Annotated in this window: 10 protein-coding genes and 1 pseudogene; all 11 read left to right on the top strand. The window is 31.4% G+C overall.

Annotated elements, in window-relative coordinates; all coding sequences use genetic code 11:
* The first annotated feature begins 137 nt into the window (after positions 1-137).
* Positions 138-3,020 carry a sigma 54-interacting transcriptional regulator gene (locus L3B96_RS13635; protein WP_011967889.1) on the top strand — a complete coding sequence of 961 codons (2,883 nt, stop codon included), beginning with the start codon at positions 138-140 and terminating at the stop codon, positions 3,018-3,020.
* Positions 3,021-3,038: 18 nt separating this feature from the next.
* A complete protein-coding gene (locus L3B96_RS13640; RefSeq protein ID WP_238861433.1) occupies positions 3,039-3,485 on the top strand; it encodes a PTS sugar transporter subunit IIA in 447 nt (148 codons plus the stop codon).
* Positions 3,486-3,543: 58 nt separating this feature from the next.
* A complete protein-coding gene (locus L3B96_RS13645; protein ID WP_011967891.1) occupies positions 3,544-3,846 on the top strand; it encodes a PTS sugar transporter subunit IIB in 303 nt (100 codons plus the stop codon).
* Positions 3,847-3,877: 31 nt separating this feature from the next.
* Positions 3,878-5,296, top strand: coding sequence for a PTS transporter subunit IIC (locus tag L3B96_RS13650; RefSeq protein ID WP_077830856.1), 1,419 nt, complete (start codon positions 3,878-3,880; stop codon positions 5,294-5,296).
* A gap of 385 nt (positions 5,297-5,681) precedes the next feature.
* Positions 5,682-6,749: a galactitol-1-phosphate 5-dehydrogenase gene (locus L3B96_RS13655; RefSeq protein WP_207716934.1), complete on the top strand. Its 1,068-nt coding sequence runs from the start codon at positions 5,682-5,684 to the stop codon at positions 6,747-6,749.
* A gap of 13 nt (positions 6,750-6,762) precedes the next feature.
* Positions 6,763-7,581 (top strand): transketolase, encoded by an 819-nt coding sequence (locus L3B96_RS13660; RefSeq protein WP_238861434.1) that lies wholly within the window; start codon positions 6,763-6,765, stop codon positions 7,579-7,581.
* Positions 7,581-8,498, top strand: a complete 918-nt coding sequence (locus tag L3B96_RS13665) for a transketolase family protein (RefSeq protein ID WP_023973694.1) — start codon at positions 7,581-7,583, stop codon at positions 8,496-8,498. The genes L3B96_RS13660 and L3B96_RS13665 overlap by 1 nt, the downstream gene beginning before the upstream one ends.
* Positions 8,499-8,513: 15 nt before the next feature.
* Entirely contained in the window at positions 8,514-9,173 is a 660-nt protein-coding gene (gene rpe, locus L3B96_RS13670; protein WP_011967896.1) for a ribulose-phosphate 3-epimerase, read from the top strand.
* A 31-nt stretch (positions 9,174-9,204) separates the two neighbouring features.
* Positions 9,205-9,648: a ribose 5-phosphate isomerase B gene (gene rpiB / locus L3B96_RS13675; protein ID WP_087701235.1), complete on the top strand. Its 444-nt coding sequence runs from the start codon at positions 9,205-9,207 to the stop codon at positions 9,646-9,648.
* A gap of 26 nt (positions 9,649-9,674) precedes the next feature.
* The gene (gene araD / locus L3B96_RS13680) at positions 9,675-10,364 is read left to right on the top strand and encodes an L-ribulose-5-phosphate 4-epimerase (RefSeq protein WP_017209700.1); all 690 of its coding nucleotides are present in this window, start codon (positions 9,675-9,677) and stop codon (positions 10,362-10,364) included.
* A gap of 133 nt (positions 10,365-10,497) precedes the next feature.
* Positions 10,498-11,002: pseudogene (locus L3B96_RS13685) on the top strand (phosphomannomutase/phosphoglucomutase); the annotation flags it as partial.

An 11,002-nucleotide genomic window follows, 5' to 3' on the forward strand; every position in this document is an offset into this window, starting at 1 on the left:
ATACAAAATGTATATTTGATTAAAATGTAAAGGGTTTAATAAATGCTAGTAAATACAATGCTTAGGATAAAATTACAAAAAAGAATTAAGTATGGCATGGAAGTTGCTATATTTAATTTGCGAGAGGAGATATTATTATGGATTTAGAAAACAAACTTATAAACATCATTAATACCGAAAATAAAAAAAATCCACTGACTGATGTTCAAATGGCTAAATTCTTGGGTGTGGCTAGAGAATCAATAACCAATTTAAGAAAAGAATTAAACATAGCAAACTCTAGGCAAAGGAGATATCCATATTTAAAGGTGGCAACATCAACTATATTAAAAAAAAATAAAGACATTGCAGTATCTGAGCTTACTAGAGAACTATTGGCCGAAGGATTTGATGTTTCAAGAAGAATTGTTGAAGAAATATTAGAAAAAGATAATTTTGAAGTTAATAAAGTTAAAGTTGAAAAAGAGGAAGTAACAGATCCTTTTGATTGCCTAATTGGAAGTAATGGAAGTTTGAAAAATTCTATCGAACAAGCTAAATCAGCAATTTTATATCCACCTAGAGGACTTACAACACTAATCGTTGGAGAAAGTGGAGTTGGTAAAAGTAAATTTTCTGAATGCATGTATGAATTTGCAAAGAAAAAGAAGGTTATAAAAGAAAACGCTTCGTTTGTTGTATTCAATTGTGCTGATTATGGTGACAATCCACAATTATTATTATCACTCTTATTTGGACATAAAAAAGGTGCATTTACAGGCGCAGATTCAGATGCATCTGGATTAGTAGAAGAAGCAAATGGAGGAGTACTTTTTTTAGACGAGATTCATAGGTTACCTCCAAAAGGTCAAGAAATACTCTTCTCTATTATGGATAGAGGAAAATTTAGAAGATTGGGTGAAGCCAATTCAGAAAGAAAAGTTAATTTAATGTTGATTGGAGCAACTACTGAAAATGTAGAAGCTAATTTACTATTAACATTTAGAAGAAGGATACCAATGGTAATAAAAATTCCTTCTCTGCATGAAAGATCAATAAGAGAGAAGATTGATATCATCTATAATGAATTTCAAGCAGAGTGTAATAGAATAGATGCTAAAATTTTTGTTGATAAAAAAGTAGTAGAAATACTAGCTCTAAAAAAGTTTAGTGCCAATATTGGTCAATTGCAGAATATGATTCAGGTTTTATGCGCAAGAGCTTTTATGACTTTCATAAATAAGGAAGATATAAATAAAGAATCATTGATAATAGATATGAATCAAATATTAAAGATAAATGACTCGTTTCAAGATATAAAATTTCAGGATATTAATAGAGCAGAGATACGAAAATATGTAAAGGATTCTATATTTATTCCATTTATGTTGGAAAATCAATTAAGAGAAGAATCAACAGAAGTTAGTGAAAGCGCGTTTCCAGAGGATATATATAGGCAGATTGAAAGAAAATATTACGAACTTAAGAAGATAGATATACAAGAAGCAGATATTGAAAGTATTCTCTGGGCATTTATACAAAATAGTTTTACAAATATAGAAACTACTTTTAATTATGAAAAATCATTTTCTATGAATGATTTAAGAAGCTTTGTAAGTGAAGATTTATTAGATTTTATAGAAACCTTTATGGAAGAACTAATTAAAGAGAATCCATCATTAGAAATAAATAAAAATGTATTTAAATACTTAGCTATCCATGTAGAGGAAAGCATTAAAAGGATAAGGTTAAAACAAAAGATAATAAATGTAGATAAAATTATAAGCGATACAACTTATGAATATGAAGTAGCTAAAAGATTTGCTATGGGAGTTGAAAAAATAAAAGACATAGAAATACCTAATGATGAAATTATATTTATAGGACTGTATATAAAAGCAGCACTAAAATCTGAAAATAAAAGAGATAAAGTTGGATTAATGATAATTTCTCATGGAAAAATAGCTACTGCTATAACTAATGTAGTTAAGGAACTTTTAGGAATAAGATTTCCTGTAGCAATAGACATGCCTTTAGATGAGAATCCAATCAATATATATAACAAGGTAGTTGAACTATCAAAAATAATAGATCAGGGAAAAGGCGTGCTCTTCTTAGTAGATATGGGTTCATTAAATAATATAGGAGATATAGTTAATAAAAGAACTGGAATAAAATCAAGGACAATGGATAGGGTAGACCTTATAATCGCATTAGAAGCAGCTAGAAAGATTTCAATAGGAGAAGGGAATCTTGATGAAATATACTTTTCTTTAATGAAGGATAGACTCGGACATAGATATTTTATGGAAAGTGTATCAGATAAACCAAAAGCAATAATTTCATTATGTCTAACTGGTGAGGGAATGGCTAAATATATAAGTAAGAATTTAATGGATAAATATAGTGATGTAAACTTCTATGAAATGAGTGCACTAGATGAAGAATTATCAAACAAGATAGTTAAATTAAAAGAAGATAATAATATATTAGCGGTCATAGGAACTATGGATCCAGAAATACAGGGAATAAATTTCATACCGTATGATAAAGAAATCTTAAATAATTTAAATATAGATTCATTAGTAAATAAAAGTGAAGAACTAAAAAAATATGAAAGGATTATAGATGAAGATTTATTGATATTTGAACCAGATATATATTTCAAAAAGGATTTATTGGAGTATGTTTGCTCAATACTTATAAATAATGGAAGTGTAGATAAAGAGTATTTATCATCTGTTGTTAATAGGGAAAATTTAGCTCCAACATATCTAAAGGGAGAAATAGCTGTTCCACATGGAGAGTCTTCATACGTAAACAAGACAAGCTTTGTATTTATCAAGTTAAAAAGTCCAATTGATTGGGGGGTTGGAAATGTAAATATAATATTTATGCCAGTTTTTAAAGCAAATGATAAGGTAATTGTAAAAAACACACTAAAAATTTTAGAGGATAAGATTTTCATAGAAAATATGAAGAATAGTTTAACTGAGTTGGAATTTAAAAATATAATTTTAAACAAGTTTAAAGAAATATAACAAATAGGGGGAATAACAATGAATTCAGATTTAATTGCATTAAATTTAGAAGTAAAAAACAAAGAAGAGGTCATACAGGAATTAGGAAAGAGAATGTTTGAAAAGGGATATGTTAAGTCTACTTACATAGATGCTGTTCTAGAAAGAGAAAAGACGCTGCCTACAGGACTTGATATCGGAGAAATGTGTGTAGCAATCCCGCATACAGATTCTAAGCATGTAAATGAATCTAATGTAGCACTAGCTGTTCTAAAGAATCCAGTAGAGTTTAGAAATATGATAGATCCTAGCAAAAAAGTTGAAGTAATGGTTGTATTTTTATTAGCTATAAACGATCCTGATTCTCAGGTAACTTTGCTAAGCAAACTAATGTCAGTTTTTCAAAATGTGGAGTTATTAAAGCAGATAAAGAATTCATCATCTACAGAGGAAGTAACAAAATTATTAGAATGTATAGGAATATAGTACTTGAAATTATAAAAGATTTTAAGTTTATATAATAAATTTTTGGGAGGAATATATTATGAAAAATGTCAACGTATTATCAGTTTGTGGCTCAGGTACAGTAACATCATCTATGGTCGCAGGAAAAGTTAAAGAAACATTAAAGGAAAAAGGAATAAGCTCTTCTACAACAGAAGCAAGACCAACAGAAGCATTAAATTTAGCACAGTCAGGAAGGTTTGATTTTATTGTTTACACAAGTCCACTACCACCTGGGGATTATAAGATACCAACTATCAATGCATTTGCATGTCTTACAGGAATAGGAGAAGATAAGTTTTTTGAAGACGTATTCAAAACAGTAGACGAACTAAATAAATAGTAAAATATTATTAATAATGGGGGAATTAAATATGTTAGCATTTCTTAAATCAATAATTGACACATTTGGATCAGCAATAATAGTTCCGTTTATTATATTTGTAATAGCAAAAGTTTTCAGAATATCAACTAATAAATCATTTCTTTCGGCTATATATGCTGGTGTTGCCTTGCAGGGCTTTTCACTAATATTGAATTCATTTACACCAATAGTAACACCAGTTATTAATAGAATGGTTGAAAGTACAGGAGTAAACCGTCCAGTGTTTGACGTAGGATGGCAAGCTACATCGCTAGTTGCTTTCTCTTCAAGTGCAGGTATGATATATCTTGGATTAGGAATTCTATTGCAGACTGTATTATTTCTAATAAAGTGGACAGATGTTTTTCAACCATCAGATTTGTGGAATAATTACTCATACATGGTTTGGGGAGCTATGGTTATAGGGGTAACAGGAAGCTTCCCTTTAGGAATAGCATGTATGGTTTTATTGAATCTATACAGCTTACTAATATCAGAATTAGTAGCAAGAAGATGGTCAAATTATTACAGATATCCGAATTGTACAATAATAGCTATGCATAATGTAGAAGCATCAATATTTGCAGTTGCTATAGATCCAATATATAACGCATTAGGATTTAATAAGATTAAACTGAATCCACAACAATTAGAAAAGAAATTAGGATTCTTTGGAGAACCTATGACTCTAGGATTATTTTTAGGAATGTTTATAGGTATATTAGGTAATGTTGCAAGAATAGGAACTATGGAGGCATGGGGAGAAATATTAAAATTAGGTATTGCGACTAGTGCGGTTATGGCTATTTTCCCTAAAGTTGCTAGTATGTTTGCACAAGCATTTTCACCTATAACAGATGGAGCAAGGAAATTCATGCAAAACCAAGGAAATCGTGATTGGTTTATAGCAGTAAACGATGCAGTAGGATATGGTGAACCAGCAACATTGATATCAGGGTTAATATTAATACCATTTATGCTTGTATTAGCAATGATACTTCCAGGAAATCAAGTATTACCTGTAGTTGATTTACTTGCACTTCCATATATGGTTCAAGGTTTAGTTGCCGTATATAACGGAAATATATTTAAAGTTTTACTTTCAGGTATAATATGGTTTGGATTAGGGTTATATGTATGTACATTTACAGCGCCATTGTTCACATCGATGGCAGTTGGTGTGGGTGTAGCTATACCAGCAGGTGCTATGATGATTACAAGCTTTAATATATTAGGAAAACCTTTAATGGGATTAGTATTCTTTGCATTCTTAACAGGAAACCCAGTGTTTATTGCAATTGCGGTGGCAGTATATATTGCTTTATGGGCATTGTTTAAGAAGAATAAAAATGCGATTGTTGATTATTTAGAAAGACAAGCTGTAAAAAATATAGGAGAAGATGGAGTAACTCCTAGTATGGCAAGTTAATATAGAAAAATAAATTAAGTGAAAAGTATTCTGTTTAGTAGATAGTCATAGTTGATCTACTGATCAGGATACTTTTTTATTCTTTAGGAATTTATATTTCAGTAAAATCTATGGAAGATGTACTCCTTAATGGTATAACTTAAAAAAGTTTGATTGAATAGTTTTTATATTTAAAAAAGAATAGAAAAGAAATCTTATTCGCTTTAACAAAGATAGGTCACAATAAAACCATATGATTTTACAATTTATCATAATGTAATGAGTTTTATAAAATGTAATATAAATCAATTTAACACTTTAAATATAAGGCATATAAAGAAATTAAAATTACTTTTTTGTATGGCACGGAAATTGCTTTATATATTTTCAGAAAGATAGAAAGGGGATGTTTATAGTGACAAATAAAATGAAGGCTTCATTATTATATGGAATAGGAGATGTTAGATATGAAATTGTAGATATACCAGAAATTTCATCTAATGAAGTGCTAGTAAAAGTTAAAAATGTAGGTATATGTGGTTCAGATCTACCAAGAAGTATGGTAAGTGGACTTAGTGGAGGAGCAAAATATCCAATTATATTAGGTCATGAGTTCTCAGGTGAAATAAGTGGGGTAGGATCGGATGTCAAAAATATTCAAATAGGAGATAGAGTTGCAGTTGCACCTTTAGTTCCTTGCGGAAAATGTATTTACTGTAAATCTGGAGATTATGGATTATGTACTGATTATCACATTATTGGAACAAGAGTAAATGGAGCTTTAGCTGAATATGTCAAAGTGCCAGCGGATCATATATTAAAATTACCAGATAGTTTAGATTTTGAAACTGCTGCCGGAATTGAACCAGCAACTATAGCATACCATGGACTAGCAAAAGCAGGTATTAAGGTAGGTGACAGTGTAGTAGTTTTAGGGTGTGGGCCAATAGGTCAATTTGCTATACAATGGGCTAAGGTTTTCGGAGCATCTAAAATTATAGCAGTAGATATTTTTAATGAAAAATTGGAGCTTGCTAAAAAGTTAGGAGCTAATTATTCAGTCAATTCAAAGGAATCTGATGTAGTGGCTGAAATTAAAAAGATTACAAGTGGTGGAGCTGATGCGGTAATAGAGACAGCAGGAAGCAAATTTACTCAAGAACAAGCCTTACTTATTTCTAAAAAGAAAGGAAATGTGGTATTTGTAGGAATATCTCATACACCACTACCATTAAGTGAATCAGCAACAGAAAGTATATTAAGAGGAGAATTAAAAATTCAGGGATCTTGGAATTCTTACACACAGCCATATCCAGGGAATGCTTGGCATGCAACCGTTGACTTTATGGGAAAAGGAGAGATTGTATTTAAACCTATGATTTCCCATAAGATAAAACTTGAAGAGGTTGGAGAATATTTAAAGAAGATGGTAAATAGAGAAATTAATTTCAATAAAGTAGTAGTAGAAATATAGGTGGTGAATAGTTATGAAAGAAAATTTAAAGAAAATATCTAATAGCATTAGAATGAACATAATTAAAAGTGTATCAGCAGCAAAATCAGGTCATCCAGGTGGATCATTATCAATTGCAGATATTTTAACTGTTTTATATTTTGAAAAGATGAATATTGATCCTAAAAATCCCAAAGACCCAAATAGAGATAGATTTGTATTATCAAAGGGGCATTCAGCACCAGCATTGTATTGCACATTAGCAGAAAGAGGGTACTTCCCTAAAGAAGAGCTTTTGGGATTAAGAAAATATGAATCAAATTTGCAAGGGCATCCTGATATGAAAAAGGTAATAGGAGTAGATATGTCCACAGGCTCACTAGGACAAGGACTATCAGCAGCAAATGGAATGGCTTTAGCAGGAAAGCTAGATGAAAGTTCTTACAGAGTCTATGCAATACTTGGAGATGGAGAAGCACAAGAAGGGCAAATATGGGAAGCTGCAATGAGCGCTGCACACTATAAACTTGATAACTTAACTGCTTTTCTTGATTTAAACGGATTGCAAATAGATGGATCTAATGAAGAAATAATGAGTATAAGTCCGATTGACGAGAAGTTCAAATCATTTGGATGGAATGTTGTAACCATAGATGGACATTGCTTTGAAGAGATAAGTAAAGCTATAGATGATGCTAAGGATACAAAAGGTAAACCAACAATTATAATTTGTAAGACAGTTAAAGGCAAAGGCGTTTCGTTTATGGAAAATAACGTTAATTGGCATGGATCGGCACCAAATAAAGAAGAAACTGAAAAGGCACTAGCTGAATTAGAAGGAGGGGAAAAATAATGGGAGTAGCAACAAGAGAAGCGTATGGACAAGCATTAAAGGAGCTAGCATTAGATAATAATGTTGTTGTATTAGAAGCAGATTTAGGAAAAGCAACTAAAAGCATTGAGTTTAAGAAAATTGCACCAGAAAGATATTTTGATATGGGAATATCTGAAGGAGATATGATTGGAACTGCGGCAGGTCTTGCTACATGTGGAAAAATACCATTTGCAAGTACGTTTGCTATGTTTGCAGCAGGAAGAGCATTTGAACAGATAAGAAATTCAGTAGCATATCCTAAATTAAATGTTAAGATAGTGGCAACTCATGCAGGTATAACTGTTGGTGAAGATGGTGGAAGTCATCAAGCAATAGAGGACATATCTTTAATGAGAAGTATCCCTAATATGGTTGTATTAAGTCCAGCAGATGTTATTGAAGCAAAAAAAGCAATATTTGCAGCGAAAGAATACAGTGGGCCAGTATATATAAGATTAGGAAGAGCAGCAACTCCAGAAATACACACTGAAGATTATGAATTCAAGATTGGGAAAGGTGAAATCCTAAGAAATGGTGATGATGTGGCTATAATTGCAACTGGAATAATGGTAGCAAAAGCTTTGGATGCGGCTCAAATATTAAGTGAACAAGGTATTAATGCAACGGTTGTTAATATTTCAACTATAAAGCCATTTGATAGTAGCTTAATTGTTGAGGTTGCAAAAAGAGTTGGTAAAATCGTAACAGTAGAAGAGCATAGCATAATTGGAGGGTTAGGTTCAACTGTTGCAGAGGCTTTAATTGAAGAGTACCCAGTAAAAATAAAGAGAATTGGTATAAATGATGAGTTTGGAAGATCAGGTAACGCCGAAGTTTTATTAGAAAAATATAATTTAACAGCAGAACATATAGTTGAAACAGTAAAATCAATTTAAAGGCAGGGATATAGTATGGAAGTTAAATTATCACCTTCAATATTAGGAGCAAATTTCTTAAAACTCGAAGAAACTATAGTAAAACTTAAAAAGCAGGGAATTAAAGAATTACACATAGATATAATGGATGGACATTTTGTACCTAATATTGCTTTTGGAATAGATCAAATTAAGATGATTAAACAAATTGCTTGTGATATAGAATTAGATGTACACCTAATGGTAACAAATCCAGAGATATTCATTGATGCGTTAGTTGAAGCTGGTGCGAATACAATAACAATACATCAAGAATCTTCTCCACATATATATAACTTAATGTATATAATTAAGAGTTTTGGGATAAAAGTTGGGGTAGCGTTAAATCCGGCAACACCAATAAATACATTGAAACATATAAGTCATATGGTAAATAAAATATTAATAATGACTGTAGAACCAGGATTTGGAGGACAAAGCTTCATTGAGCCTATGATGGAAAAGATTAATGAAGTGAGTAATTTCATAAAAAGCGAAAATATAGAATGTGAGCTTCAGGTTGATGGAGGAATAAATTTAGAGAACATAGGTAAAGTTGTTGAAAATGGAGCAACTAATATAGTAGTTGGATCAGCAATATTTAGAGAAGAGGATATTGATTCAACAATAAAAAGATTTAGGGAAGCAATACTTTAACTAAGCTTATAAAGTGAAGGAGCTGAAATACATGATAGCAATAGGGGCAGACCATGGAGGATATAAATTAAAAGAATTTATCAAGGGATATTTAGATAAAAACTCAGTAGAATATATCGATGTTGGCACATTTTCAGAAGACAGTATAGATTATCCTCAGATAGCTATGGATGTAGCAAATAGGGTATCTATAGGAGATTGTGAAAAGGGAATACTTTGTTGTGGAACTGGTGTTGGTATGTCTATCGTAGCAAACAAAATAAAAGGTGTAAGAGCAGCATTAGTTGGAGATTGTTTTACTGCGAAAGCTACCAGAGAGCATAATGATTCTAATGTACTTTGTTTAGGTGGAAGAGTAATTGGCGAAGAATTAGCCTTAATGATAGTAGATATTTGGTTATCCACAGAGTTTATAGGTAAGCATCATGTTAATAGACTCAATCAAATAAAAGAAATAGAAGAAAAATTTAAATAATATATTAATTAGGAGAGTGATTATTAATGTTAGAAGAATTAAAGAAACAAGTTTTAAAGGCAAATTTAGAATTACCAGCAAAGAAACTTATAACTTATACATGGGGAAATGTTAGTGGGATTGATAGAAGTACTGGATTAGTGGTAATAAAACCAAGTGGCGTTGAGTATGATAATATGACTTTAGAAGATTTAGTAGTTGTAGACTTAGAAGGAAACGTAGTTGAAGGTAGTTTAAGGCCTTCATCAGATACACCAACACATTTAGAACTATATAAAGAGTTTGATGAAATAGGTGGAATTGTTCATACACATTCAACTTGGGCTACTATATGGGCGCAAATAGGAAGAGCTATACCAGCTTGTGGAACAACACACGCAGATTATTTTTATGGAAGTATACCATGCACAAGGAAAATGACTAAGGAAGAAATAAGTAGAGCTTATGAAAAGGAAACAGGAACAGTTATAATTGAAGAAATAACAGGAAACAATCCGTTACACTGTCCAGGTGTAGTTGTAAATGATCATGGTCCATTTGCATGGGGAAAAAATGCAGAAGAAGCTGTTCATAATGCCGTAGTCATGGAAGAAGTTGCGAAGATGGCATATTTCACTGAATTGTTGAGTCCAGACAATATTATGGACAAGATGCTTATGAATAAGCACTTTTTAAGAAAACATGGTAAAAATGCTTACTATGGACAAAGCAAGTAACTTCCTTTAAAAGCAAGATAGGAGAATATGCTTATTTTCCTATCTTTTTATCTAGGTTACAGATATATGGAATTAAAGAAGTATCCTTTTTTGCGGGGAAATTATGCATGGACAAAAATAGGGAGGGTTTATTATGCTGCAAGAACTTAAAAGACTACAAAGTGGAACGGATATAAGGGGAATAGCTATAGAACATGAAGGAACTAAAAATCTTGCGCCTAATTTAGTCAATAATGTCGGGTTTGGTTTTGTAGAGTGGCTTAAAAAAACTAAAGGACTCAGTAATAAAAATATAAAAATAGCAGTTGGCATGGATTCAAGGTTATCTGGACCAGAATTGAAAAAATCATTAATAGAAGCTTTAGTTGATTCTGGTTGCAATGTTTATGATTGTGGAATATGTACGACTCCTGCAATGTTTATGACAACTATATTAGAGAATTATTCATGCGATGGAGCTGTAATGATAACAGCAAGTCATCTTCCGTATTACTATAATGGATTGAAGTTTTTTACTAAAGAAGGTGGATGCGAAAAAGAAGATATTGAAAACATAATTGAATGCTCTAACTTAGCAGAAAAGAAATGTACTACTAAAGGGCTAGTTGAAACAATCTATTTCATAGATGTTTATTCAA

Source organism: Clostridium sp. YIM B02569, assembly GCF_022320765.1.
GTDB lineage: Bacteria > Bacillota > Clostridia > Clostridiales > Clostridiaceae > Clostridium > Clostridium beijerinckii.